This is a genomic window from Halomicronema sp. CCY15110 (assembly GCF_016888165.1).
Taxonomy (GTDB): Bacteria; Cyanobacteriota; Cyanobacteriia; order Phormidesmidales; family Phormidesmidaceae; genus Halomicronema.
Genome location: NZ_JACSWC010000366.1, coordinates 31,588 through 57,279, shown reverse-complemented (window position 1 = coordinate 57,279; position 25,692 = coordinate 31,588). Strand labels below are relative to the sequence as shown.

Sequence of the window (25,692 nt, the reverse complement as noted above, 5' to 3'; positions counted from 1 at the left end):
CCGCAGCGCTGGGCGGCGCGGCCAAAGTGCAGTTCTTCCGCCAGGGCAATGAAGGCCGTCAGGGTTTTCAGGTTCATCGATGCCAAAAGATATATAGCTCAAGTAAAAATTGATATTTGTTTTGTAATTAATACCATGTTAGATATTGATTAAGTGGGCAGGCACAATTATTTCGTAGACGGGTTTCGACTCCGCTCAACCCTCAACTTCTGACCTGACAAGCAATATTGCTGGTTGAGCGGAGTCGAAATCAGCCACCAGACTACCGTTTAAATAGGCCCAACTACTTACAGTGGCAGTCTGTTAGTTTCACGGAATTTCGTCGTTTGAGAACTGTGCCAGTTGACGCACGCAGGGCAAATCTAGGCCCATTGAGTTTTACTCTTCTGAGACTCGGCAGAAGACAGTCGCATGGTGAAGGGCGCAAACTGGATATCCCTCATCGCACTGGAATTGTGACAATAAAGGTGGAATTTGGCGAAATCAGCGGTCATGCACGGAATTCTCAAGTACCCTCGTAGGCAACTGGGTGCGATCGCGCCTTGCTCTGGCTCAATCAGAGATGTGTCAAGACACTCAACCGGCTAAACTATGTAGTACGTAAGTCCTGGTTTGGTGCGCTAGCATGTGTGATGAGCTCATGATCCCGTCTCAATAATGCAGGGTGAGAGCTCTGTGTGGGCAACTGTGGACCTTATTCAACACCCAGCTTTCGACTCCTGATATTCGCCGCTAATTTTTTTGTGCGCTATGACTACTCGGATTTCGTCAACCCAGCGATCAACAGTGTCGTCTACTCGATCATCGGCAAAATCTGTCAAAGTGTTGCGCTACGTAGTCGCTACAGTGCTACTGATTGGTGGCATGGTGGTCGCCAAGGGGGCGATCGCCTGGGCTGCCGAAACCTTTGTCTATAATTTGCCCCTGCTGGGGGGACTGCTGAAGAGTCTCGAACTGATGGAAGTCACGAATGTGATCGTGTTTGCGATTTTAGGCGTGAGTCTCGGCGCGTTCACCGTGTGGTTGCCGCGTCGCTGTGGTTTGTGGATTAAGCTCATTCCGTTTGTGATTGCGGTGCCGCTGCTCTTTATGACCGGGTATGCCGTGCGGTACCACCTGTGGATCAATCAGGTGGCGGTGGAGTCCGAGCTCCTGCCGACGCAAGCTCAGCAGGTGACCGATACCCTGCTGCGGCAAGCGACTGGGACCGAAGGGGTGATGGGGTTCTTTCGCTACACGGTACAGGTGCCCATCTTGCCGACCGATTTGCGGGCGCTGCAAAACATTGACGAAGATGACAAATGGTTCCGCTCTGAGCTGACTCGTTTCAGTGGTTTAGAGCCGGGGCTATTTACGATGGTGTTTAGAATTACCGGCTGGAGTATTCGAGGCTTTTATGTGTTGCTGGCGGTCATCACCGCGAGCCTATATTTTGCCAAAGGTTTGCTGTGGGTCGATCGCAGCCGTCAGACCCAGCGTTAGCAGTCAGGTGAACGGGGCCAGGAAGTGGCCAGCTGGGAGTTGCCCAGCTCTGATGGGCAGCCCGGCAGGATACCTAAAGCCAGATTCACTGGATGGTAGAGGACTCTAGGGCATGAAACTGGCAGCTGTGATTTTAGCCGGAGGGCAGAGTCAGCGCATGGGGCAAGATAAGGCCCTGCTGGAGCTGGAGGGTATCTCGCTGCTGCGCCGCACCTGGGAGGTGGCTCACAGCCTGACGCCGGATGTGCAGATTGTGACGTCGCGCCGCGATCTCTATCAATCACACTTGCCAGCCACGGCGCAATGGTTAGACGAAGCCGCTCCGGCGGGGCCACTGGTGGCCTTTCACCAAGCATTACTGGCCGTCCCTGCCGCCTCTGGGGACTGGCTGTTGCTGCTGGCGTGTGACCTGCCTAACTTGCAGGCGGCACCATTGCAGCAGTGGTCGCAAGCGTTGGCGACCCTGCCCGCTGCGGCGATCTCCTACGTGCCCCAAACGCCGCTGGGTTGGGAACCGCTGTGTGGCTTTTATCGCCGCGCTTGTGTGTCGTCTTTGCAAGCGTACTTAGCCACCGGGCAGCGATCGTTCCAGGGCTGGCTCGACCAGTCAACTGTGGTGGCGATTCCGGATGTGCCAGTCGGCCTGCTGGCTAACTGCAACACCCCAGCCGATTGGCAACGCCTGACGCAGCCATAAGCCGCGATCGCGGGGCGGCCAGACTCGCCTCTCGGCCAAGAAAATGAGCCCTCAGATCACTTTTTGAGCGGATGACAATTTTCCTGTGAGGGAGAGAAATATTCACAAGCCCTGAAAATAAAGTGTGTGAGACGGTAGATCTCTGAGGGCTTGCGCGGCTATCTTAGCTGTTAAGACAGTGCTAATTAGGGGCGATCGCGTGCCCTGGTTTGGTTGTCTGTCCGCTGTTAAAACCTGGCATTTGCCCTGTGACACGTCGCCGTTCATTGCCTGAAACCACTGCCCATGTCCGCGTTACTTATCAATCTTGGCAGCAGGGTCGCCTAGAGGGTGAAGTCTGCGCCAACGAGTATGTTTGGCAGTTTCAATGGCAGTTTCCCAAAGGGGGGCTGAAAATTGAGCCTTCTCTGGGGCGAGCGTTAATTCGAGAGCCGCTGGGCCGCTTTTTAGAACAGTGTGACTATCAACTCGAAGCCGGGGGCGATTATTCCTTTACCATCCGGGCGCGGCTTTAGCACAGAGCGCTGCTGGCTCCGCGACATCCGGCTACGCCGAGTCGAGCAGACCCGCCCAGCCTTCTCGATAGTCGATTTGAGACCCTTTAAGTTCCTTCAGCAGAGAGAGTTCGATAGGCATCACTGCCTGCACGCTTTCAGGTTTTCTTACCCTTCGACCAGGCGATTCAAATAGCGTTCGATCAGCAACATGGCCACAATGTCGTCAATCGGCTCTTGGGGTTGTCGCATCCCTTGGGGCATCAGTCGCTGTAGTCCTTTCGGGGGATTGATTTGCCAGTAGCGATCGCGCGCCTCTAACGAAGAGTACCGTTCATCGACTAAGACCACGCGCAAGGGTTCGGCCAGTTGAGTCAGCTGCTGTTGCCAATCTTCGGCAGAGGTTTGGTCACCCATGACGATCAACGAAATGGGATATTTTTGCTGTAGCTGCTGGATGGTCGCGAGGACCTCGTCCGCCGCAATGACCGCACGATAAAACAGCGTGCGATCGAGGCCCATAACCGCTAGCCCGCATTTCTGACGTCCCGGATCAAATCCCAAGATCGTAGGCTGAGAGCAGGCTCGAACGTTAGCAATCACAGACTTTTCGCACTCTAAACATTGTTTGCTTGCATTATCTGCCAGAACTGAGCGCACCTCCAACTTGGCAATGCTGGTAGTGGCGATCGCGGGGATGTCAGCCATGGCGGCTCCAGGTTAGCGGCTGAGAGGTGCTCGCCGACGCGACCTTCGCCCCCAACTTAGGGATACAGCTCCAGTCCGGGGGGCAACCCGATCCCGGCCAGCGCTAGCGCAACCAGATTTTGGCAATCATGCATCTATTCTGCCCTGTGGCTCCCCTTCCCCCTCGCTGCCCTCACCTGAGGAGATTGCCCGAACTCTACGCTGTGTACGAGTGGCGGGCTCAGTTAGCCAGCAGCAGCATTTACTCCGCGTCTTGTTGACGGGCCAAAAACTCAGCCTCCCGCTGCTCTAGTTCGGCGCGAGCCACTTTCAGATTGCGTTCCAACTCTTGAATTTCATCGCGACGGGCAGCGGTTTCCAGAGCTCGTCGCTCCACTTCCTGACTTTCGAGGGTGAGCGATTGTCGCCACTGTTCTGCACGTTCGGCCTCATGGGTGAGAAAATCTGGCGTAATTCCCTGCGACAGAAATTTTTCTAAAAGATCTAACAACCAAGGCACCACATCGTCGATTGCCACAACTTGCAACTGGTCGTTCTGTTGGTCAACGGTGGCCAGCACGAGCGCACCCTGACCTACCCTGACGGCAATGTCAGTTTCAATCGCCCCATGGTTGGGAATCGTCTCCCAAAGATACTCATCAACCTGTCGTGCCAGGGGTTGCAAAACGGTCTTTCCCAAGAAAGAGGCTCGCTCAATCTTTGCCAGATAACGCATGGGCTTGGGGTAATCTCGATGGCTTGAGTATACCCTCATCACTTGACCAGAGAGACTTCACTTAAGTCAACTGACCTCGAAATGCTGTGCCACAAAAACGATAGGCACATCCCTTAAACCCAAGCGGTGGCTGATCGCTGTACAACACTAATCAACCCGCATGTCATGACTAAGTTCTTGCGATTAGAGCAATGTTTTGTCCTTGGGGGCAGCTCTATCCTTCCTCATCATTATTCACGGCTTTATCTGGATCTATGAGTTATTCATTTTCTACGCCATGGTCATCGGCTCGTTCGGCGTTGTCAGCGTTACGTCATGATGCCCCGACGCAGTTGTCAAACTATGAATTGATTCAGCGTTGCCAGCAGCAACATCGGCCTGACAAGGCGGCGTTCGCTGAGCTCGTCAAACGTTATCAAAGCTATGTGGAGAAGCTGCTCTACCATCTGGCCCCCGATTGGTCCGATCGAGCGGATTTGACCCAGGAGGTTTGGATTCGGGTCTATCGTAATTTGCACAAGCTGCAAACCGTTGAGCGCTTCAAGAGTTGGTTGGGGCGAATCACCACCAATCTGTTTTATGACGAGTTGCGTAAGCGCAAGCGCCATCAATCCCCGTTATCGTTGGATGCTCCCCGCCGGTTATCGGACGGAGAAATGGACTGGGAAGTGGCTTCGGATGCGCCGAACCCGGTCGATATTCTGATGACTCAAGAGTTTTATGCCGAATTGGAGCAGGCGATCGCGGGCTTGCCCGAAGTGTTTCGCACGACGATTGTGCTGCGTGAGATTCAAGGCTTGAGCTATGAAGAGATTGCCGAGATGACAGATACTTCGTTAGGGACGGTGAAATCTCGCATCGCTCGGGCCCGGCAGCGGCTCCAGCAGGATTTAGATCTGTATCTAAAAACCGAATCATTGACTTAATGCGGTTCACTTGGCGGCGATCGGTCATAAATTCTTATCGATGGGGGGGCTGTTTCTCAGAGACGTTAACACTATGATAAGAAGTCACCACTAAAGCAGTGGTTTTCGCGTTGACGTACACAGGTGAATGTGTAGCTTGCTCGGTACCCCTAAAAGTTACGGATTTACTTAACCGGTTTCGGCTTTTAGGCTAACCCCAGTTAAGTCGGAACTTATCGGTAGTATTGCCGCGTCTGTATCATTATCGGTTTTGATGCCACTGAGTTGAATCCAGTATGAGTGAACGCTATCAACCTTCCCACCAGCCCCAGGGAACGCAGCCACAGTCGGTCATTTGCTCGCAGCAGACGGCTACAGGGCTCGAGAGAGATTTAGATGCGACTAAGCGCGATCGCTTCGAGCTGCTTAGTGCATACCTAGACGGCGAGGTCTCCCCTGACGAGCGGCGACTCGTCGTATTTTGGTTAGATGAAGATCCAGAAGCCCAATGTCTTTATCAGCGTTTGTTGCAGTTGCGTCGAGGTTTTCAAGGATTAGGCACGGAACATTGGCAGACCACCAATCCATGTGACGCGGCAGAACGAGTGGTGTCTCAGCTAAACCATCGTGTGCGCGCGACTTGGATGGCAGGCATGACCGCCGCTGCTGTTTTGGTTGTGGGGGTCTTCTCGGGAGCCTTGAATCCAATTGAGCGTATGGGGCTGGGCTCCATGTCGGCTTCCAAGGCGGGAGACAATTTAGAAATTGCCTTAGATCAGCCGCCGATTCTCATTCCAAAACCTGCAGCGGTGCGAAACATGGACTCCGTCTTGCCCCAAGAGGGTGAGTCGTCTGTCATCGGCGAAACCGCGCTGTAATGCAATTAGTTTGAAAGGTAAGTCGCTACCAGAGTTGGCAGATCTTGTTCACTCTCGGATCTGGTTGCGATCTGGGCTTACGTCAGTTCGACAGATTCGTTTTGCCCTCTCTCCAAACCTCTCTCCCGAAGGGAGAAAGGCTTCAAATCCTAATGAATACGTGAGGAATTTTCTGGTGCAGAGTCGTTGACGGGCATCGGTATCGTTTCATCGAACTCACGTGGGCTTGTTTCGCTGTGGCGGTGATGGTCAGCAGTATCCGTCAGTGCAGAGGATGGATAGACTCAACCTTCATGTTCCTGCACTCCACCAGTTGAGCGAGGGTGCATGAGCGGCTTGGACAAGCGTTTATTTTGGGCGATCGCCGACCGATCATTGCCGAGATGAGACGGCAGGTGTAGTCGGCTAATGCTGTTTGTCAAGTATCCAATATGCGTATCGCCTTGTCGCTTCTTCATGCAATGAGAGCAGCGATAAGGCATCCCAATAGCCTGAAACTTATCAAAATAATTGAGAGTCCCGATCAGTCAGAGTCGTGATTTGGCCGGGGGATATTTGCCAGACCGTGAACTATGGTCGCTTTGAAAGAAGCAACCATAGTTCGCTATTGTGTAAATAGGAACTTGTTAGTCACGGCTGCGTCCAACAGCTTGAAGAATATGTGATAGCGCGAATCACAGGTTCGATGTGTTGGTCTGTTGTCGTGATTTAGCGAAATCAGGTAAGGCCGTTGATTGATGGAAAACGTCCCTGGTTTCAACTTTTTTAGATGAGTTGCTCAATAATCGCTGCGATCGCGGCCATTTTGAGCATTCTAATTTTTTGCCATCGCTCGCCCAGAGGAGAACCGCTCCCATGTCACTCTCAAACCCAACCGATCCGACTTCCCACCGGGCGTTGCCAAAACGCCGTCGTATGGTCACTTACAGCTTACTGACGCTAATGGGGACAGGGGCGTTAGTGCTCTTTAATCAGACCACGCCATCGGAGGCGAGATTGTCAGAGTGGGTGCAAGAGGAGTTGCCGCCGATCGCTCAAGAAGTCTCGCTGACGGTCGCTCAAGGGTCGCCGCCGACGTTTCAAAGTACCAGTTTTATTGCGGATGCCGTCGAGCGGGTGGGTCCCTCGGTGGTGCGCATTGATGCGGCTCGTACGGTGGTACAACGCACCCCTGATGTCTTTAACAGTCCCTTTTTCCGAGAGTTTTTTGGCGACTTTGGTGGCTTGCCGGAGCAACCCCGCACTCGGGTTCAGCGGGGCACGGGGTCGGGGTTCATCATTGATGCCCAGGGGTTGATTCTCACCAATGCCCATGTGATCGAAGGGGCCGATCGCGTATTGGTTACGCTGAAAGATGGCCGCGAATTTGCGGGCGAAGTATTGGGGCAAGATCCCCTAACGGACTTGGCGGTGATTCGCGTTGAGGCGTCGGGCCTGCCCACTGTGACCCTGGGTGATTCAGAGCAGTTGCGGCCCGGTGAGTGGGCGATCGCGATCGGCAATCCCCTCGGGTTGGACAATACCGTGACCGCTGGCATTATTAGCGCGACGGGGCGATCCAGCTCCCAGGTGCGGGTACCCGATAAGCGGGTGAGCTTCATTCAAACGGACGCGGCCATTAATCCGGGGAATTCGGGTGGGCCTCTGCTGAATGAGCAGGGCCAGGTCATTGGCGTGAATACGGCGATCATCGGCGGTGCCCAGGGTTTGGGGTTTGCCATTCCGATCAATGCGGCTCGCGATATTGCCCAAGAGTTGATTGCCAACGGTCGGGTTGAGCATCCCTACATTGGCATCCAAATGCGATCGCTCACCCCGGCCCTGCGTGAAGTGTTGAACGAGCAAAACTCTGGTGATCAGCAGATCACCGTCGACAGTGGCGTCATCGTGCTGGGCGTGCAGGGCAATTCACCCGCCGCCCAAGCTGGGCTCCGACCGGGCGATGTCGTGCAATCTCTAGGCGGGCAGCCCGTCCGAGAAGCAGAAACTGTGCAAATGATTGTCCAAAATACTGACATTGGGGAATCGTTAGTGGCCGAGGTTGATCGCCAAGGGCGGCAGCTGGAGATCACCCTACGGCCTGCACCTATTCCCATGCGCTAGTTCGGCAATTGCGATGCTGTGCCCATCACCCTGTTGCAATGCGGCACTCGCCTTGTGGATAGCTGGCAAGCGATCACAGGGCTGTACAGCCGTTCTCATTTTGGACGTGTGCCGTTCACCCTGAGCGGTATTTCCTATCCCAGCGAAGTCATACTGAGAATTGCTGAGGGCTGTAACCGACTGATTACGTTGAGTAAAAATCGGGCTACGCTGGCATTAGCAACTTCAGACATCGTAATTATGTGGCCTGCTCAGATGCGTCGAAAACAGCTCTCAGTGTTGACATTGGGTGATCCACGTTTACGCCACAGGGCTCAACCAGTGGTCAATATTGACGATCGCCTCCAACAGTTAATCAAAAATTTAATGTGGACGGCGGAGAAAACGAATGGTGTAGGCATTGCGGCCCCCCAAGTCGGGGAATCCCTGCAGCTCTTCATTGTGGCGTCTTATCCCAACCTGCGGTATCCCCACGCGCCCCGTATGGAGCCCACGCCGATGATCAACCCGCGTATCATTGCTCACTCAGACGAATGGGTCGCAGGCTGGGAGGGGTGCCTGAGCGTGCCCGACCAGCGGGGACAGGTCGATCGCTGGCAGGAAATTGAGGTGGAATATGGCGATCGGCGCGGCCAGCTCCAGCGGCAAGTATTCACCGATTTTGTCGCCCGCATCTTTCAACACGAACTCGATCACCTCAATGGCACCGTCTTTGTCGATCACGTTGCAGACGCGGCAAAACTGCTCACCGACGCTGAATATTTTGCCCAAATGGACAGCATGCCCGCGATTAACGTCCAGTAGACCGATCGGGTGGGAGCGCACCCAGCGTGGCCACTCTACCGATTGTTGAGGTGCCCGTGAGCAACCTTTACGAGACACGATACGGGCTGCCCTCGGTGTTGTGATGAGAACAGTTCCCAGAGTGATACGCGCCAACGCTTCTCTCGCCAAAAGTTTTCAACCGTCCCGAGTTAACCTTGTCAACGCCTTCCCAACCGTGGAAGCCCTCCTGTATTCTGAGTGAGGTTTTGGCAACTTGAGGCAGCATCTATGACATGGCAGCGTCCCGATGGTCGGCAAGCAAACGAACTGCGCCCCGTTTCCTTTGAGCTGGATTTCACGAAATTTGCTGCTGGTTCGGTGCTGACCCGCTGTGGCAATACTCAAGTGCTGTGTACGGTGTCGATCGCTGATGGAGTTCCACCGTTTCTGCGTGACTCGGGTCGGGGATGGCTGACGGCAGAATATCGCATGTTGCCAGGAGCCACCCCCGAACGGCAGCGCCGAGAACTCATGAAACTGTCGGGTCGCACCCAAGAGATTCAACGGCTGATTGGTCGCAGTCTGCGATCGACCTTGGATTTTGAAGCATTGGGTGAACGGACGATTACGGTGGATGCGGATGTCTTGCAGGCAGATGCGGGGACTCGCACCACCTCGATCACCGGCGGGTACGTCGCGCTCAAACATGCTTTGAATAAGCTTGTGGCATCAGGAGAATTGGCCCAGTTGCCTTTGGTGAAAGAAGTCGCGGCGATTTCCGTGGGGATTGTGGATGGTGCAGCTCTGCTCGATCTGAAATACGAGGAAGATGTGGCGGCGGCGGTGGACTGCAATGTGGTGCTGAACGGCAACCTCGACATCATTGAAGTACAGGGCACGGCGGAAGAAGGGAGCTACTCGCGATCGCAACTCAACCAACTACTTGATCTAGCTGAGTCCGGCATTCAAGATTTGCTAGTGCAGCAACGTCAAGCGTTGGCGAATTAAGGCAGTGTCAACAGTGACGCGATCGCGTCAACCGCAAAAAATCAGCTCATCCACATTGTTATCAAAGCGTGACTTACCACAGTCTTAGGTGATGGTTCTGGGCCGGATTGCGATCGCTTGCAGGAGACTGGCAAGAAAGCGGTGTTGCTGCCTATTCCGGACTGCTCAAATAGGTTGAGTCGATCTCAATAATTAGCCTGTAAAGAATTTCAAGGATCTGCCGCAGAGAAGGGCGGGATCCATATTGGTGCCAGATGAATCTCGTACTATAGTGAAAGTCTTACCTGCTATTTTGTGTTTCGCAACAGTTTCGTACAGCACAAATTGGCCTAAACTTCTGCCCACTTAAGCGCGTGTGTTCACAAATTCCATGACAACTTCTGTTAAAGCACTTGATAACGTTACAACTCAACGAGTAACTGGCGGCTTTGCTCTAATCGACAGTCTCCAGCGTCATGGTGTCGAGCATATTTTTGGCTACCCTGGTGGGGCCATTCTGCCAATTTACGATGAGCTTTACAAAGCCGAACAGCGCGGGGGACTTAGTCATATCTTGGTGCGCCACGAGCAAGGCGCGTCTCACGCGGCCGATGGCTATGCTCGCGCCACTGGCAAAGTCGGCGTTTGTTTTGGGACGTCTGGGCCAGGGGCGACGAACCTGGTCACGGGCATTGCCACCGCCGCCATGGATTCAATTCCCATGGTGGTCATTACGGGTCAGGTGCCGCGACCATCGATCGGCACCGATGCGTTTCAGGAAACGGATATTTTTGGCATCACGTTGCCCATCGTGAAGCATTCCTATGTGGTGCGATCGCCCCAAGACATGGCTCGCGTGGTGGCGGAAGCGTTCTATATTGCTCGGAGTGGTCGTCCGGGGCCAGTGCTCATTGATGTACCGAAGGATGTTGGGGTCGAAGAATTTGATTACATTCCGGTAGAACCGGGCGATGTCCATTTACCTGGTTTTAAGCCCACGGTTAAGGGCAATCCGCGGCAGATTGATCATGCCATTCGCTTGCTGCGTCGGGCTAAACAGCCCCTTCTATATGTTGGGGGGGGAGCCATCACCGCCGGAGCCCACGCCGAAATTCAGGAGCTTGCTGAGTACTTCTCCATTCCAGTCACCACGACTCTGATGGGCAAGGGCGCGTTTGATGAGCATCATCCGCTTTCGGTCGGCATGTTGGGAATGCATGGCACCGCCTATGCCAACTTTGCCGTGAGTGAGTGTGATTTGTTGATTGCCGTCGGGGCGCGTTTTGACGATCGCGTGACGGGCAAACTGGACGAATTTGCGTCCCGAGCCAAGGTCATTCATATCGATATTGACCCGGCAGAGGTGGGCAAAAATCGGATCCCAAACGTACCCATTGTGGGTGATGTGCGCCGCGTATTGCAGACGTTACTCATTCGTTTGCACGAAGCCAATAAGCCCGGAGACCCAAGCCAAACGCAAGCTTGGCGCGATCGCATTCAGCGCTGGCGGGAAGATTATCCCCTGGTGGTGCCCACCTACGACGACATGATTGCGCCCCAAGAGGTGATTGTTGAACTCTGTCGCCAAGCGCCCCAGGCCTACTACACCACCGATGTCGGCCAGCACCAAATGTGGGCGGCGCAGTTCCTGAAAAATGGTCCCCGCCGCTGGATTTCCAGTGCTGGGTTAGGCACGATGGGCTTTGGCATGCCCGCCGCAATGGGAGTGCAGGTAGCTCATCCTGATGAAGTCACCATTTGCATCAGCGGCGATGCCAGCTTCCAGATGAACCCTCAAGAGCTGGGCACATTGTCTCAGTACGGCATCAACGTCAAAACCGTCATTATCAACAATGGCTGGCAGGGCATGGTGCGCCAGTGGCAGCAAACCTTCTATGGCGAACGATATTCCTCATCCAACATGCAGTCCGGGATGCCGGATTTTGTCATGCTAGCCCAAGCTTATGGGGTGAAGGGCATGGTGGTGGAGCATCGAGCCGATTTAGACCAGGCGATCGCGGACATGCTGGCCCACGATGGCCCTGTCCTCATGGATGTTCACGTCCGCAAAGATGAAAATTGCTACCCCATGGTGGCCCCCGGCAAGAGCAACGCCCAAATGCTGGGCTTACCTCAAAAGTCGCCGGATGTACAAACCATTGAGCTGATGTATTGCAGCAGCTGTGGGGCGAAAAATCCTTCGAGCCATAGCTTTTGCCCCGAGTGCGGCACTAAGCTGTAACTTGCAGGAAACCTGTCTGACGACCTCAGGCCGGTCAGACATCATCAGTTGACTGGGAGAGTCAGTAGCACTGAACTCTCCCAGTTTGGTTTTAAAGACAAGCAATCAGGGGTGGACTCGGTTAATCAGCCCCAGTTCATCAGCATTTACTCCAGTGCTTGACTGGGGACAAGCGTGAATACGTCCTGGCACTTTTCAAAACAGATCCGAAGTTTCTAGGGAGAGGACTCGGCAGCTTCGCTGCCGCCATCGGCTGACAGCAACTGCAACCGCACCATATGAGACAAGGGACTTTCAGGATCACCCAGCTGCACTTCGATGGTCTGGCTAGTCAACGGTTCTAGGTGATTCAGTAGGCGGCGCAGATGGGGCGTGCTGGCACCGCTATCGACATAAACCCGCTCGGCCAATTTATTCATCTGGGTCCAAGCACCGTAGAGTTTGGCGGTGGCCTGTTCAAGCTGTGACGCCTGTTTGACTAAATCAGCGGTGGCGTTGAGGCAACCAATTCGCAAAGCTTCTTCGAGCGCTTGCTCTAAATCAAGTTCGTCACTGCTAAGGGCTTGCACCTGTACGGCTGCTTCCAAATATTTGGCTAAGTAGCGGGCTTCAGCGGTGACTTGTTTTAAAGTGTCGATGTCAGGATTGAGAGAGATCTCGGTCTTCAGGGTTTCCTGATGGGGCGGGGGCAGCTTTTGCATTTCCTTGACCAGGGGGGCCAGGTAGCGGGTGGGAATCGTGTTATTGGCAGCCTTTTCTTTGAGCTCTGTGGGTAACAAGTCAGAACTCATTGCTGTCCACTCGTCAGAGATTTGGCGCACCTCACGTCGAGTGATGTGGTCTCCCCGTTGCGCGGCATCGCTGACGAGTTGTTGGACTTCAGGGGCAGATTGAGCCGTCTCCACAAACGCTCGTTTGCTGAAATTGTTGACGGATTGGGGCTCTAGCATTCCCTCTTGCAGCAAGGTATCGGCACTATCGGCGAGTTCGATGAGTGAGTACGCTTGGCTTTTTGTGATTTCGCGATCTTTCAACCAGTTTAAAAAGCCTGAGCCGCGGCCATCGCCCCCCCGCTTTTCACGATCGCGTACCGTTCGTAAAATTCGTCCGCGCCAAATATCCGTTTGCAAATCAAAGCGATCGCAGACTTGCCATGCAGTTTCAATCTGTTGCTGAAACTCATACTCCGAGAGATTTTCATCCTCTGGGCTGGGTAGTTCAAACGTGAGGTCAGTGCTGGGGTCAAGGGCCGCAGTAATTTGGTCAGCAGCAGGGCGAGAGGCAGCGTTCATAGACTCAGAGATAATGGCACAGGGCCAACATTCTCCCATGAGCATGAGTCCATCGCGCATTGGACCCGGTGGATCTGGTGGGATGAGTCGGGCGATCGCGCCCAGCTATCCTGCCAAAGAGTGATGGTTTGGCGGCCAAAGACAACCCCCTCACTACCTAAGCAGCAAGGGGGAAACCACGACGTAACTAACCGGGACAAACTACTTGCGGAGGGTTTCGTAAGCGAAGAACGTTCCTGACTGAGGCGCTGCATCACGACTTTTATGCTGATGCTGAAACGATTTGGTCACGATTTTGCGAACCATATTGGGGAGGGTCAGTGGCCAAATCGCTGCCGCGAACGCAATAAATAACCACGCTTTCAGGTCATCTTTACGGGCACTCTGGTCTTGTAGAAAGACATGCGTGATAAAGCTGAAGGTTAGACAGGCGGTGACTGAATAAATCAACATGGCTAGTGTTGGCTTCTCAAAAATGAACGGTGAGCTGAACGTGAGCAGACGAGATCTCAATGCAGAGAACCCAAGATCCAGAACTAACTAGAAGAGCGGCTAAAGTCTCACTCCGACATAAACGGTTTTTCTTTTCCGCATATCAGTAAACTTAATCGATGATGCGGGCCAATCTCGTCCGTTGAAATGCGGAAAGATGCTGTGACTGGCTGACTGAAAAAAACTGACACTACGGGGGATCACTGACTATGCCCAGGCGGCGTCTACAGGTAGATAGTGTAGTCTTGGCTTAAGTACAATGCCCGCTCCGCCTTGCGTCGCCGTTCTAGTCCCGGCAAAAACTGCCCGCCGGCATAGACCCAACGCAAAAATTCATTGGCAGCTCCGGCAAAATCACCGGCGTTGTGCTTGCGCAGCAGGGTAGAGTCGCGAAAAGCGCCTAAACCCACGTTGAATGAAAAAGATACCATCGCCGAAAACTGGTCAGAGTTCGTCGCGATCGCAATGCCTCGGGTCACACCCGCCTCAAACAAATCTAAATCGCGTCGTAGGATTTGATCCGCTTCCGCTTCGCTAATCACCATGCCGGGATACACGTCGGGCGGCCCCGCCATCGAGGTATGGCCATAGCCAATCGTCCAAATGCCGACAGAGTCTTGATAGGCTTGCAGCCTCAGCCCTTCAAAGCTTTTGACGATGATAATGCCATCTTCATTGATTTGACCGGGTGGGGGCGCAGGCTTATCGGGAATCGGCTCGGGCTCGGGGTAGCCTGTGCCCATGGAAAAGGTGATTGCGGTGGGCGCATCGGGGCGCATGAGCCACTGTTCTAGCGCGGCAGTATTGACGACTTGTTCTAACGGGTTAGTGGTTGATGGATATTTCGTCAAGCGCGAAATCCAATAGCCGCCCTGCATCAGATAAAACGCTTTGTCGGTTTCTTTAATCCAAGTGCCCATGGTTTTGCTTTCCCTAATATCCGTAGTCCCAGCGAGCGCGATAGCCGCGCATGTCGATATGTGTAAACACGGAGGAACTGGCTAAACCGCCGCGATTGCCCCACCACGGATCCAAATCGGCAAACACATCGAAGGGATGAATGCTAGGCACGACAAAGTCGATCGCATCCCCGGTCAGATGTCGTGATTGGGAGGCCCCGCCGACGGCAGCATTGGTAACGGGATCGCGATACCAGGAGTTGATGCGGATGGGTCGGTTGCCATAGCGGCGACGGATGTCTTCCATCACTCGGGCCATATCGAGGATGCTGTAAACCACGTTGGCATTGGCGGGGCGGCGATAGAAGCCGATGGCCGGATCAGCGTGTAACGCCTCGCCCCAGGTAAAGTTACCAGGTTCACCAAATTGGTTGGTCGGATAAATCGGGTCGTTGGAATAGTAGGTGCCAGTAAAGCCAGGAAACTGCATCGGAATGCCGCGATCGCCCGGTGCTTGTCCCCCGCTGCTGGGATTGCTATCATCCGGTCGATTACCAATTTCTGTCCCCGAAATCGTCACATCAGGCAAAAAGCAGTACCAAGTGTTGCGGTTTTCCGGTCCTAAAAATGCCCCTTGCAGTGCCACTCGTACATGCATCTCGGCCGGTTGCATGTAGGAATTGAGCAAAAAGACTGTTTTGTTTTTGACAAACACCTTTTCGTTGGGGGGTAACTGCGAAGATTGTGCCGTCTTCGTTTTGAAGATAGTGTCATTGACCGTTGCTAGGGTTTGGCGCTGGCCCAGAATCTTGATGTCTGGGGTGTAGGCATACCATGTGGTGCGCTGATTGGGGCCTAAGGAGGCGTCAGCCAGTTCAATTTTGGTGTGGTTACTCGCGGCGGGCTCAAAGCTGATTAACCGTAATTGGGTGCCATTTTTGACAAACACTTTAGCCTCTGGCGGCAAGTCGATCGACAGCTTTGGCTCAGTCTTAAAGAGGGTATCGCTCGTCACCGTCAGCAAGATGCGGGTCAACAGTTCGACATGAGGTACATAGACATACCAGCGAGTGGTTTGGCGATCGCCAATCGTCGGCTCCAACAAGGCAATTTCCCAATGGCTGGTGCCCACATCGGTGTAGTACTGAATGTCAAATGTTTGGCCCTTGTCAACAAATACCTTTTCTTTATCTGTCAACTGACTCGAATCTTTGAGAGCCAGCTTGAAAAAAGTGTCTGCCGTCGTGCGCATTTGCATCCCACGCAACTCGGGGATCGTCGGTGGCTTTGAGGGCTCATCAGGTTTCGGTGTCGGCTCCGGAGCGCCAATGTCCACCGCGATCGTCATGGCCCCTGGCTTATCAGGACGCTGAAACCAGCCCTTCATGGTGGCAATATTCGCCACCTCTTCTAAGGGATTCGTCGATGAAGGTTGTTTATAAATCGCATCAATGTAGTAGTTGCCATCCATTAAATAGATGGCTTTGTCGGTCTCCTTTAGCCAGGTGCCCATACCGATCGTCTCCTTCATCAGACGGCGTCACGCGATCGCCCCGTAAAGACCGATCAAGTTGCCCCGTAGCATTCTATTTAGTGAAACTGTCTCATTATGTCTCTACATGGCAAAAGCAGACCTTGATCGCCACTGAAAAAATCAATAAATCACACATTCGTTCCATTCACGCCGTGTTTACTGGATGTGAGCCGATAGGATCTGGGTTTGCTGCGATGTAAATGGGTGAGCGACTTCACGTCAGAAGCCTCGAACCCTCTATCGTCTGTATCAGGGCAGCCAACCACATCTCTAAACTGAATCATGTCCCAACTCCCTCAAGTGGGCTGAGCGTATTGAAGTCATTGCTACAAAAGCATGCCACAAGCCAAGCTGTACTTTTCCCGCAGAGCGAATCATGTGGAATATACCCAACGGCTCTTTTTGACTTGGTGTGGAACAGGGCTAGATGTAAGTCCGCGCCTCCTGATTCGTTCCAGTAAGGCTCAATCTCACACCAACGCAGGGCGTGCCTATCCAACGTGTGTAAACTTGCTCGGCATCACTGTGCTCATGCAAGCAAACATCGAAAAATACTATATCTCTCTGGCATGATAGATGACGCAAAGGAGCGGGCATTTTAGAAAAGAACATCCTAAATGTTTCAGGCTTTGATGTTTAAAATCAAAGTTTTGATGAAGTACATCCTAGACTTGCTAGCAGCTCTAACAGCACTGTCTTTCTTACATTTAACGAACGATAGAGAGCCATTAGCTTCGAAATTCGACTATAGTTTTTGATGTTTAAAAATGTGCAAAACGCGAAAATGAAAGAAGGCTGGCTTGTTATCGGGGTACGCTTTTTTATATAACTTGCTTAAATCAAGAAAGGTGCGTGCTGTGGCGACACTTAAACATATTTCTCTGCGACTTCAGAAATTAGTCTGTCGCCAAAATGTACTGGTAATTGGTGATTCTCATACCGGCGTATTTCGAGGAGCTGCTATCCGTGCGTATTTTCCCTTGACTGCCTTCAAGGTTGTCAGTGTTGTTGGTGCCACCGCATCAGGATTGCAAAATCCGAATTCCAAAACGCAAGCATTGCCGACTTTTATAGATTGTATTGAGAAAACTCCAGAAGCCCGAAAGGTTATTATCCTGTTGGGGGAAGTGGATGCCGGATTTGTGATTTGGTATAGAGCCCAAAAATACGGTATCTCAGTTGAAGAAATGCTCGAAAAAGCACTGGTTTCTTACCAAGAATTTTTATTGAAATTTTCAGATCAGCGTCAATTAATTTGTCTAAGTGCTCCTTTGCCCACGATTAAGGATGGGCAGGAATGGGGCAAGGTTGCAAATCTAAGAAAAGCAGTTAAAGCAACTCAGGAAGAAAGAACGCAGTTAACACTGAAGTTTAACCAGGGTATGAAAGCGTTTTGTCAAGAGCATAAAATTGAATATCTCGATTTTGATCAAGCCTCCCTAGGAGCTGATGGCATCGTTGAGCATCGATTACTCAACAAACATCCGACTGATCATCATTACGATTACGACGCTTACCGAAAGATGATTCTGCCAGCTCTGAAAAAATGCTTAAGGTAAGAGCCTTGCCAGCACCGTCTTGTTGAGGAGTGAGGCAGTAAATTTTGCTGGATGAGAGAATTCCGGACGACTTTTCGAGATTCTTGAAATATGAGGCCTATTGCTCTAGTGGGTGTCGGCTGCCTCTCTCAACCCCACTAGGGACGCAATCACTTGTGAATCAAGCGCTGCACATTCAAAAACCGCTGTAATTCGGTGACTTGCTTGGCACATTACGATTGAAGGCTTTGAGGTGATGGGTATGAATCGCTGCGATGGACTTATGGCTGTCCAAGAATGCTCGACTTTGAGCCCCTCCACCTTGGCTGCTATCCAGGCCCGATGCCTCCCTCGTTCAATGAAGCCGATAGTTCAGCCTGCTGAGGCTTCGAAGGGGAAAATTCTCACTCAAACCGAGAGTAGAGTTCATCACTCTCTCACCTAGCGCACAAAAACTTGTGTCCCCACTGGGCAAGGTTGCCTGCGTTGGGCAAAGGAGTGCATACGTGATTGCACATCTATTCTCGCCACATTGACGATCGCTTGTCACAATATTTAATGTTGTGTGACAAAGGGGGAAATTACGATGGCAGATGCCAAAAACGTATTAGGTGGCCCGTTAGAGAGCTGTTCAACTGAGCCGATGACGGGGTTTTATCGTGACGGTTGCTGCAACACTGGGGCTGGTGATTTTGGCTCACACACGGTATGTGCCCAAATGACCGAGGCGTTTTTGAGCTACACCAAGGCGCAAGGTAATGACTTGAGCACTCCCATGCCGATGTATAGCTTTCCTGGGCTGAAGCCAGGCGATCGCTGGTGTGTTTGCGCCGCCCGCTGGCAGCAAGCTTATGACGACGGGGTCGCTCCGCCAGTGGCGTTAGCTGCCACCCACGAAACGGCGTTACAAGTTATTCCGCTCAAAATTTTGCAGGCATGTGCCTTGGATCAGGAAGCCGCGAGTTAGGGGAGCGCTAGGGCGCGTCATCAATTAATTCCAGAGTCCTGGTGGGATCAGCGTCAGTTCGACAGACGCCTTTTGCCCTCTCTCCAAACCTCTCTCCCGAAGGGAGAAAGGCTTCAAACCCTGATGACCTGGTGAGAATCTTGCAAATGCAGAGGACTCTGCGAAAATTTTCAACGTTTCGTCGAACTCACGTGGATCAGCATTACCGCGCCCGCACTCCTGAAATAAACGAGGGCCTGTCGTCCTTTTGCCGTAAGGCTTTGATGACTAAATGATGACAGGCCCTAGAGCGTCTCACGACTGCCGAATACGCATACTTAGATCGAGCCAGGGCGATCGCGTGATGGGGGCACTGGTAGAGATGTAGTCCACTCCCGTTGCCGCCACAGTGCGCAACGTTTGCAGTGTCACATTGCCCGACGCCTCAATCTTGATGTGTGGCTGCGTCTGCCGAATCAGGGTCACGGCCTGGGCCATCTCCGACGGCAGCATGTTGTCCAGCATAATAATGTCCACCTGCGCCGCGAGTGCCGCCTCCACCATGGCTAACGTTTCCGTTTCTACTTCAATGGTGAGCGGGTAGGGTATCTGTTGACGAATTTGCGCGACTGCCGCCGCAATGCTGCCCGCTGCCGCAATGTGATTGTCTTTGATCATGACGCCATCATCCAAACCCAGGCGATGATTACGGGCCCCCCCGACGCGGGTCGCATATTTTTCTAACAGGCGCAGACCGGGCGTCGTTTTGCGGGTATCAACGAGTTGTGCCGGGATGTCAGCAATTTTGTCGACGTACTGTCGCGTCAGAGTGGCAATGCCGCTGAGCCGCATGGCCAAATTCAAGGCTACTCGCTCCCCTGTCAGCAATGCCCCCAACGTTCCAGTGATTTCGGCGATCGCGGTACCCGGTTCACAGTGACTGCCTTCTGCCACTAGCGGTGTCAACTCTGTCGTCGCATCTAGTAGTGCAAAGACCCGTTGCGCGATCGGTAACCCAGCAACCACCCCGGGTGCTTTGGCGATCCATACTGCCCCGTGGGGCTGATCGGCAATGGTGCCAAGGCCCGCAGTGGTGCGATCGCCCCGGCCAATGTCTTCCTGTAACCAACCTTGCAACATCGGATCTAAAACCACGTTTGGAGGGATCACAAATACACCTGCTTGATCAAAAACAGTGAATACTAAGGAACGAGAATTGAGTACGTTGGGATATCCGTCTTGGCTGTCCTAAGGCAGGCAAGCCGCCTGCCCAAATAATTTGAAGTTATTTGGTCCTCCTTCCTAAAAACTGGCTGAGCACTCTCTCAGCGGCAAAGCGTTTACGCAGCTCTTCATTATGACACCGTGCCCAAGTCCCCAGCACATCCACATCCCACAAAACTGTGGAGTTTGAGAGCAAGGAAGATGCCAGTCGTTTGCCACTTCGTTAACCTCCTACAGAGCCCAGTCCTGCTTGTGCGAGGCAACTATCGCCATAGCCCGACAGATTTTTTTCGGGAGACTCCAAATTTCAGGAAAATGTGTGTTAGCTTAACCCCAGTGCAGTTCACAGCTGCACCGTACACCTAGAAAAAAACCGTCTAGGACTAAAGGAGGTGATGCCCATGAGTGATAGTAGTAAATGCATGGGTCTTCAGGTTGAGGTAAGCCGGCTGCGTGCCGGGGCTGTTCACTAGGAACCAGCGTCAATCTCATTTCAGATTGCCTGACCGATTGAAACTGGATCCTGGAGTTCCTTCCGGCAGTCTGGTTTCAGCCTGAGACCCGCTACACCGCCCCTACTTTTTGAAGGCTTTGCCTTCCACGAGTAGGGGCGGATAGTTTTAAAGGGGGTTCTCAGCTAGCTAATGATGTCATCTCTCTAATTCATTCCAGAGTCTGGATCTTCGTCCAACAGTCTGGTCATAGGGCAACCGCTACAAATAGTTCCTAACTATTGACCCAGATACACAGGACGGCATCAGCGCTAAGGTCAAGGAAGTGACTATTCGCTGGAGACTTTTATGACTGCTTTATTATCCGCCGTCGAAATTCAGACTAAGTTGCAAGCGCTCAACGGTTGGCAACAAGAAGGCAAAACGATTCAAACCATCAAGATCTTTGATGGCTTCCCCAGCGCGATCGCATTTGTTAATAAATTAGTTGAACCTGCCGAAACTGCCGGACATCATCCCGACCTGGCCATTTCTTACAATCAGATCACCATCTCCCTCAGCACCCACGATGCTGGTGGTCTGACCCATAAAGATTTTGACCTCGCTGAGATTATTGATACCCTGGCAAGCTAATGACGAGCTGGTGCAGGCTATGGGCTGGAAATTAAGCCGTGCTCGTTCTCTCCTAGCGCCAGCCGGGATTTCCATATTTTAGGATAGCGGTTTTAGATATTCGGTTCACCGGGCAAGACGAGTAGCATCCTCTTGCCTGGTTCAGCCCTGAGTGCTGGGCAAAATTGTTGATACACAATCGGATTTGTGTTGTCAGCCATGACTGCAAGAGTATCGGCCAGAACCACGGGAGCACTCATATGACTGGGATGAGCGCACTTGTAATGGTTTGTTGTAGAGAATTAATGGTGATGTGCCAGATTTTTTTAAGGCTCATGGGCTAGTGTCCAGCAAATAGATCTGCTAGTATTTTGCTGTGTGGCTGCAAATGTAAGTCTTAGACTATTGCGTAGCTGTCACAAAGATGCTAGAACTCAGTTCTGGCAACGTTTTGACCTTAACCTCAAGGTGTGAGGAGAGTAAAGGGTAAATGTCTAACAAATTGTGGAAAGTATTGTTGGCGAGTCCCGTCCTACTGGGCATGGGATTTGCTGGTTCGGCTAACGCTCAAGTTAGCACCATCGACGAGCTCGTCGATGTATCTCCGACTCCGGACAACTGGGCTTTCGGCGCTCTGCAGTCCTTGGTAGAAGACTACGGTTGTATCGAGGGTGACCTGGGTACTCGGACTTACCGTGGTAACCAGTTCATGACTCGTTATGAGTTTGCCGCTGGTTTGAATGCTTGTTTGGATTCCATCCGGTTCTTGATTGCTGACGGTGGTCTGGATCCTGATACTCTGGCGACCATCCAGCGCTTGCAAGAAGAGTTTGCTGCTGAATTGGCTACTCTGCGTGGTCGCGTTGATGCGCTAGAAGCTGAAACCGCTGAATTGCGTGCTCAGCAGTTCTCGACTACCACCAAATTGCGTGGTCAAGTTGACGGCAACCTAGTTGCTCCCTTTGGCGAAACTACTATCCAAATTGGCGGCGGTAACACCGGAATCACTTCTGATACCGACGAAAATCTGGCGTTCACTGCTCGGGCTCGCTTGAACTTTGACTCCAGCTTCACGGGTGATGATCGTTTGCGCGTTCGTCTGCAAGCCGGTGATGACGATTTTGGCCTCTTAGGCTTTGCTGGTGGCTTGGCTAATTCTTCCGGTACCGATAACTTAGATGTCGTCATTGATGACTTCTACTACAGCTTTGGTGTCGGTGATAACCTCGACTTCATCGTGGCTGCTAACAGCATCGCCACAGATGACTTCGTTGTCAGCACCATCGTGCCTTTCGACGGTCCTAGTGTCGCTGATCCTGGCGGTCCTGTGCTTTACGACTTCGATATGGGTGGCGGCGGTTTCGCTTTTGGTGGTAGTGCGGCCCTTGGCGACAGCTTTGTCATCGATGCTGGCTACTCCGCTGACAACGGCGAAAATGGCTCCAACGATCCCCGTGATGGTATCGCTGGCGCAGCTAGCCAATCCTACATCGTTCAAGGTAGCTACATCAGCGATGGTTTAATCGATGCTGCTGTTGCCTACATGCGTGGTAATGGTGACGGTGACAGAAACTTCACCAACACCTACGCCGGTCTGTTAAACCTTGACTTTGGTCAGTTCTTCGTGGCTGGTACTGCTGCTTGGCATGACAACGGCGACGATGATGACTTCTCTTGGATGGCTGGTGCCGGTATTAATGACATCTTCTTTGAAGGGTCTACACTTGGTGCTTACTACGCTGATTTGCCCGACTACAACGATAGACTCGATCCTTCCATGTTCGAAGTCTACTTGGGTGTTCCGGTCAACGAATTCTTGACCATTACTCCTGCTGTTATCTACGGCGATTTGGATACAGGTACTCTGGCTGATCCTGGTGATGGTAGTCAGTGGTACGGTGCACTCCGTGCAACCTTCTCTTTCTAAGCAGACCTTGATACATCTGTTTAGCTAGAACTGAAAAGGGGGAAGTAACTGCCCCCTTTTTTGATGAGAAATTTTCCTGGCCCATTTTGCTGGGCCTGTTTTTCCTCAGATGGTGGCCTGACAATACCTTGATCGCACCATCACTAGATTATTAACCTTTGCAGCCATGACTGCTTCAGTCAGCCCTAATGATGTGAAAAACCTGACCACCGTCGCGAGTGGTCAGGTTAAATAATTCCACCTTGCAAGGCGACTGACCCACGCAAAGCGCCGCGATTGCGGCTGGGTCTGGCTGCCACACATCGACATACCAGGCCGTTACGCCATAGATAGACACTTGAGCGGGGCGCACAAGCGTAGGTGTGGGCTGCAAGGCCACTTGCACGTTTTGCAGGGGGTAGCTCAATCCCAGTCCCACTGCTTTCAGATGTGCCTCTTTCACGGTCCACATGGAGAGAAATTGAGCAAGTTGGGTTGTTGGCTCCTGCGCAATCGCGGCCTGCTCTTTTGGGGTTAAACACCTTTGGATCAGCGATCGCAATCGCTGCCGGGGCTGTAATACTTCCACGTCTACCCCAATCCACCGGCAGCGACTGAAGGCCCAGATTACCCAGTCGCCACTGTGTGCCACATTGAAATGTAGGGGCACGGATGCTGAGGCGAGGGCTGGGCGACCCTGGGCTCCATACCGTAACTGGAGGCTGGCTGGCGGCTGTTGTAAATAACTTGCTAAGAGATAGCGCAACCCGCCACGACTGCAAAGGAAGCGATCGCGGTCAGCGGCGCGACGATATTGATTCAGGCGTGCTTGTTCATCAGGCGATAGCCAAGCTTGCCACTGGGGGCACACCGCCTGCGCCGCAGAGCAACGCAATTGCCACACATGCACAGTTCCTGGCTCTGGCCATGCGATCGCCTGTGGTGCCGTTAAATCCAACGATGACTGTGCTGCTTGCTGCGATCGCCCGTCCAATTGGCTGCTCAGGTGATTTCTAGCCCTTACTGTACCGATATAGCAGCCATTTGTGATCGTTTGAGTGTGCAAGCAGGCAGTAGGTGTTCCGCCAACTATCCTGAAACAACAGATGGAAGCGGTCTCTTCCAGTTGTCTGACTGGTGGCATATGGGTCAGCAACGACTCTATATTGCCGTTTACCCCGCTTGCCCCAGTAACAGACTCGCCCAATGAGAGGCGTGCAATCGACGATAGGCTTGACTGCCTGAGGGATGCCTGTAAGCGGGAACACTGCGCCGATAAACAATTTCGCAATCAAAAAGGGGGCATCCATGGATGCCCCCTTTTTGATTGTGCTTTGCTCAGCAAAGGCTAACTAACACGATTGGCCATTTGCGGCTTTAGCTTATACCCCAGCAGGAACGTTGCTGGCATTATCTGATGCCACGGGACGACCCTGTAAGGCTTCACCTTCCACGAAGGAGCGTAGCATCCAGGCAGCTTCTTCGTAACCTTCCATCAGACCAGTTAAGAAGTCTGCCGTACCTTCATCGCCGTAGCGATCGGAGCACTGGGCAATGTGATCGCGCAGATTGCGGACGATTTGCTCGTAATCCGTGTAGAGCCGGTTTACCATCTCATTGGCATTCGGCAAATCGTTGGGATGCTCTTTAATTGAGCCATACCGCAAGAATCCTTCAATCGTTCCGAGGGGATAGCCACCCAACGCACGAATGCGCTCTGCAATGTCATCGGCTTGGAGCGATAGAGCTTCATACTGCTCTTGCCACAACTCGTGCAAAGTCCGGAACTGTGGACCAACGACGTCCCAGTGATACTTACGAGTTTTGACCAGCAGCAGGTAGACATCTGCCAGATTGCGGTTCAATAACTCAATGACGCTGCATCGCTGGTCTTCTGTTAGTCCTATGTTAATCGGTCGCATGGACCTCCTTTCGTTTCAACACTTCTATCAAACCAATTTTGCCGCGAACTTACATCCCCTCATGGTGAGAACCGGCCTCGTTCGAACGATAGACGTGTGATGTCAGGGGCTTTTCTACCGAACAAGACCAGTTCGTAGGGCTCGCACTGCCGCCTGGGTGCGATCGCTGGCACTCAACTTGTTGAGAATGTTGCACACGTGGGTCTTGACCGTACCGACGGTGATGTAAAGCTCCTCGGCAATCTTGGCGTTGCTGTAGCCGGCTACAATCAGTTCCAGCACCTCTAGTTCACGCTCAGTCAGCGGTGCACTTTCCAGCACTTGGGTGTAGTCGTCACCCCGCTGCTCTGCATCGCCGCCGGTAGCCGCGATGGGGGCCATGCGCTTGGCCTGGCTCAGCACAATGCGGGCGATCGCTGGATCGATCCACACCTGCCCCTCGTGGGTGAGCTGAATCGCTTCCACCAACTGTTTGATGTCAACGTCCTTAACGCTGTAAGAATCGGCACCCGCTGCGAATGCCGCCATCACGGATTCCTCTGTATCATGCATCGTCAGCATCAGCACTTTCGTGGCTGGCAACTGCCCCGCATCCTCGGTTTCCTTAAATTGCCGGGTCACTTCAATGCCATCCAAATCGGGCAGTCCGATGTCCACAATGGCGACATCGGGCTGTAACTGGTTCAGCAGCCGCAAGCCCTCTCGTCCCGTTGCGGCTTCCCCGACCACTGTGATGCCAGGGTGTTGCCTGAGGGCCGCCTTCAGCCCCATGCGGGTGAGGTCGTGGTCTTCGATAATAATGATGCGAATATCGTTCATCAGGAGTGATTAATGAATTAACTAAGTAAACCGGGAGCTAGGGATACAGCGTTTGCTAACAATGCCAAAAGGTCGAATTG

Annotated in this window: 23 protein-coding genes; 13 read left to right on the top strand and 10 right to left on the bottom strand. The window is 52.8% G+C overall.

Translation table 11 applies throughout. The annotated features are described in order from the left end of the window. The first annotated feature begins 786 nt into the window (after positions 1–786). From JUK32_RS17495 to JUK32_RS17485, 3 genes are all read left to right on the top strand, one after another. Positions 787–1,482, top strand: coding sequence for a hypothetical protein (locus JUK32_RS17495; protein ID WP_204140150.1), 696 nt, complete (start codon positions 787–789; stop codon positions 1,480–1,482). 112 nt (positions 1,483–1,594) lie between these two features. After that, a complete protein-coding gene (locus tag JUK32_RS17490) occupies positions 1,595–2,179 on the top strand; it encodes a molybdenum cofactor guanylyltransferase (RefSeq protein ID WP_204140149.1) in 585 nt (194 codons plus the stop codon). Positions 2,180–2,427: 248 nt separating this feature from the next. Then, positions 2,428–2,694, top strand: coding sequence for a DUF3146 family protein (locus JUK32_RS17485; RefSeq protein ID WP_204140148.1), 267 nt, complete (start codon positions 2,428–2,430; stop codon positions 2,692–2,694). Between the two features lie 147 nt (positions 2,695–2,841). On the opposite strand, the gene JUK32_RS17480 is transcribed toward JUK32_RS17485, so the two are convergent. Beyond that, positions 2,842–3,381, bottom strand: coding sequence for a pre-16S rRNA-processing nuclease YqgF (locus JUK32_RS17480; protein ID WP_204140147.1), 540 nt, complete (start codon positions 3,379–3,381; stop codon positions 2,842–2,844). Positions 3,382–3,622: 241 nt separating this feature from the next. Next, on the bottom strand, positions 3,623–4,096 hold the full coding sequence (locus JUK32_RS17475) for a hypothetical protein (protein ID WP_204140146.1): 474 nt from the start codon (positions 4,094–4,096) through the stop codon (positions 3,623–3,625). 254 nt (positions 4,097–4,350) lie between these two features. Here JUK32_RS17475 and JUK32_RS17470 point away from each other — a divergent pair, with 254 nt between their 5' ends. The 6 genes from JUK32_RS17470 to ilvB all read left to right on the top strand — a co-directional run bounded on the left by JUK32_RS17470 (position 4,351) and on the right by ilvB (position 11,976). Next, a complete protein-coding gene (locus JUK32_RS17470; RefSeq protein ID WP_204140145.1) occupies positions 4,351–5,022 on the top strand; it encodes a sigma-70 family RNA polymerase sigma factor in 672 nt (223 codons plus the stop codon). A 275-nt stretch (positions 5,023–5,297) separates the two neighbouring features. Next, complete coding sequence (locus JUK32_RS17465; RefSeq protein WP_204140144.1) at positions 5,298–5,879, top strand: anti-sigma factor; 582 nt, start codon at positions 5,298–5,300, stop codon at positions 5,877–5,879. Between the two features lie 855 nt (positions 5,880–6,734). Continuing rightward, positions 6,735–7,982 carry an HhoA/HhoB/HtrA family serine endopeptidase gene (locus tag JUK32_RS17460; protein ID WP_239112782.1) on the top strand — a complete coding sequence of 416 codons (1,248 nt, stop codon included), beginning with the start codon at positions 6,735–6,737 and terminating at the stop codon, positions 7,980–7,982. An 18-nt stretch (positions 7,983–8,000) separates the two neighbouring features. Further along, on the top strand, positions 8,001–8,786 hold the full coding sequence (gene def / locus JUK32_RS17455) for a peptide deformylase (RefSeq protein ID WP_309224569.1): 786 nt from the start codon (positions 8,001–8,003) through the stop codon (positions 8,784–8,786). A 249-nt stretch (positions 8,787–9,035) separates the two neighbouring features. Beyond that, a complete protein-coding gene (gene rph, locus JUK32_RS17450; protein ID WP_204140143.1) occupies positions 9,036–9,755 on the top strand; it encodes a ribonuclease PH in 720 nt (239 codons plus the stop codon). A gap of 370 nt (positions 9,756–10,125) precedes the next feature. Continuing rightward, complete coding sequence (gene ilvB, locus JUK32_RS17445) at positions 10,126–11,976, top strand: biosynthetic-type acetolactate synthase large subunit (protein ID WP_204140142.1); 1,851 nt, start codon at positions 10,126–10,128, stop codon at positions 11,974–11,976. A 215-nt stretch (positions 11,977–12,191) separates the two neighbouring features. Here ilvB and JUK32_RS17440 read toward each other — a convergent pair whose 3' ends face one another. The 4 genes from JUK32_RS17440 to JUK32_RS17425 form a co-directional block, all read right to left on the bottom strand. Continuing rightward, positions 12,192–13,268, bottom strand: coding sequence for a hypothetical protein (locus JUK32_RS17440; RefSeq protein WP_204140141.1), 1,077 nt, complete (start codon positions 13,266–13,268; stop codon positions 12,192–12,194). Between the two features lie 201 nt (positions 13,269–13,469). Then, positions 13,470–13,721, bottom strand: a complete 252-nt coding sequence (locus JUK32_RS17435; protein WP_204140140.1) for a hypothetical protein — start codon at positions 13,719–13,721, stop codon at positions 13,470–13,472. A gap of 263 nt (positions 13,722–13,984) precedes the next feature. Continuing rightward, the gene (locus JUK32_RS17430) at positions 13,985–14,680 is read right to left on the bottom strand and encodes a lysozyme (RefSeq protein ID WP_204140139.1); all 696 of its coding nucleotides are present in this window, start codon (positions 14,678–14,680) and stop codon (positions 13,985–13,987) included. Positions 14,681–14,693: 13 nt separating this feature from the next. After that, positions 14,694–16,172, bottom strand: a complete 1,479-nt coding sequence (locus JUK32_RS17425) for a D-Ala-D-Ala carboxypeptidase family metallohydrolase (protein WP_204140138.1) — start codon at positions 16,170–16,172, stop codon at positions 14,694–14,696. An 878-nt stretch (positions 16,173–17,050) separates the two neighbouring features. Between JUK32_RS17425 and JUK32_RS17420 the strand changes: the two genes are divergently transcribed. Both JUK32_RS17420 and JUK32_RS17415 read left to right on the top strand, forming a co-directional pair. Then, positions 17,051–17,752 (top strand): SGNH/GDSL hydrolase family protein, encoded by a 702-nt coding sequence (locus tag JUK32_RS17420; RefSeq protein ID WP_204140137.1) that lies wholly within the window; start codon positions 17,051–17,053, stop codon positions 17,750–17,752. A 565-nt stretch (positions 17,753–18,317) separates the two neighbouring features. Then, on the top strand, positions 18,318–18,698 hold the full coding sequence (locus JUK32_RS17415; RefSeq protein WP_204140136.1) for a DUF2237 family protein: 381 nt from the start codon (positions 18,318–18,320) through the stop codon (positions 18,696–18,698). Between the two features lie 294 nt (positions 18,699–18,992). Here JUK32_RS17415 and nadC read toward each other — a convergent pair whose 3' ends face one another. Beyond that, positions 18,993–19,817 (bottom strand): carboxylating nicotinate-nucleotide diphosphorylase, encoded by an 825-nt coding sequence (nadC, locus tag JUK32_RS17410; protein ID WP_239112781.1) that lies wholly within the window; start codon positions 19,815–19,817, stop codon positions 18,993–18,995. Positions 19,818–20,701: 884 nt separating this feature from the next. Here nadC and JUK32_RS17405 point away from each other — a divergent pair. Beyond that, positions 20,702–20,986: a 4a-hydroxytetrahydrobiopterin dehydratase gene (locus tag JUK32_RS17405; protein WP_204140134.1), complete on the top strand. Its 285-nt coding sequence runs from the start codon at positions 20,702–20,704 to the stop codon at positions 20,984–20,986. A 469-nt stretch (positions 20,987–21,455) separates the two neighbouring features. Next, entirely contained in the window at positions 21,456–22,892 is a 1,437-nt protein-coding gene (locus tag JUK32_RS17400) for an iron uptake porin (protein ID WP_204140133.1), read from the top strand. A 175-nt stretch (positions 22,893–23,067) separates the two neighbouring features. Here JUK32_RS17400 and JUK32_RS17395 read toward each other — a convergent pair whose 3' ends face one another. The 3 genes from JUK32_RS17395 to JUK32_RS17385 all read right to left on the bottom strand — a co-directional run bounded on the left by JUK32_RS17395 (position 23,068) and on the right by JUK32_RS17385 (position 25,612). Next, a complete protein-coding gene (locus tag JUK32_RS17395) occupies positions 23,068–23,937 on the bottom strand; it encodes a 4'-phosphopantetheinyl transferase superfamily protein (protein WP_204140132.1) in 870 nt (289 codons plus the stop codon). Positions 23,938–24,253: 316 nt separating this feature from the next. Next, the gene (locus JUK32_RS17390) at positions 24,254–24,793 is read right to left on the bottom strand and encodes a Dps family protein (RefSeq protein ID WP_204140131.1); all 540 of its coding nucleotides are present in this window, start codon (positions 24,791–24,793) and stop codon (positions 24,254–24,256) included. Between the two features lie 114 nt (positions 24,794–24,907). Next, on the bottom strand, positions 24,908–25,612 hold the full coding sequence (locus JUK32_RS17385; RefSeq protein ID WP_204140130.1) for a response regulator transcription factor: 705 nt from the start codon (positions 25,610–25,612) through the stop codon (positions 24,908–24,910). Between the last annotated feature and the right edge of the window lie 80 nt (positions 25,613–25,692).

Bases quoted from the DNA above. Each gene is read 5' to 3' on its own strand.
- JUK32_RS17480 (WP_204140147.1), bottom strand. From the start codon at position 3,381: ATGGCTGACATCCCCGCGATCGCCACTACCAGCATTGCCAAGTTGGAG.
- ilvB (WP_204140142.1), top strand. From the start codon at position 10,126: ATGACAACTTCTGTTAAAGCACTTGATAACGTTACAACTCAACGAGTA.
- JUK32_RS17490 (WP_204140149.1), top strand. From the start codon at position 1,595: ATGAAACTGGCAGCTGTGATTTTAGCCGGAGGGCAGAGTCAGCGCATG.
- JUK32_RS17470 (WP_204140145.1), top strand. From the start codon at position 4,351: ATGAGTTATTCATTTTCTACGCCATGGTCATCGGCTCGTTCGGCGTTG.
- JUK32_RS17405 (WP_204140134.1), top strand. From the start codon at position 20,702: ATGACTGCTTTATTATCCGCCGTCGAAATTCAGACTAAGTTGCAAGCG.
- nadC (WP_239112781.1), bottom strand. From the start codon at position 19,817: ATGTTGCAAGGTTGGTTACAGGAAGACATTGGCCGGGGCGATCGCACC.
- JUK32_RS17415 (WP_204140136.1), top strand. From the start codon at position 18,318: ATGGCAGATGCCAAAAACGTATTAGGTGGCCCGTTAGAGAGCTGTTCA.
- JUK32_RS17475 (WP_204140146.1), bottom strand. From the start codon at position 4,096: ATGCGTTATCTGGCAAAGATTGAGCGAGCCTCTTTCTTGGGAAAGACC.
- JUK32_RS17425 (WP_204140138.1), bottom strand. From the start codon at position 16,172: ATGGGCACCTGGCTAAAGGAGACCGACAAAGCCATCTATTTAATGGAT.
- rph (WP_204140143.1), top strand. From the start codon at position 9,036: ATGACATGGCAGCGTCCCGATGGTCGGCAAGCAAACGAACTGCGCCCC.
- JUK32_RS17385 (WP_204140130.1), bottom strand. From the start codon at position 25,612: ATGAACGATATTCGCATCATTATTATCGAAGACCACGACCTCACCCGC.
- JUK32_RS17465 (WP_204140144.1), top strand. From the start codon at position 5,298: ATGAGTGAACGCTATCAACCTTCCCACCAGCCCCAGGGAACGCAGCCA.
- JUK32_RS17460 (WP_239112782.1), top strand. From the start codon at position 6,735: ATGTCACTCTCAAACCCAACCGATCCGACTTCCCACCGGGCGTTGCCA.
- JUK32_RS17440 (WP_204140141.1), bottom strand. From the start codon at position 13,268: ATGAACGCTGCCTCTCGCCCTGCTGCTGACCAAATTACTGCGGCCCTT.
- JUK32_RS17400 (WP_204140133.1), top strand. From the start codon at position 21,456: ATGTCTAACAAATTGTGGAAAGTATTGTTGGCGAGTCCCGTCCTACTG.
- JUK32_RS17390 (WP_204140131.1), bottom strand. From the start codon at position 24,793: ATGCGACCGATTAACATAGGACTAACAGAAGACCAGCGATGCAGCGTC.
- JUK32_RS17430 (WP_204140139.1), bottom strand. From the start codon at position 14,680: ATGGGCACTTGGATTAAAGAAACCGACAAAGCGTTTTATCTGATGCAG.
- JUK32_RS17435 (WP_204140140.1), bottom strand. From the start codon at position 13,721: ATGTTGATTTATTCAGTCACCGCCTGTCTAACCTTCAGCTTTATCACG.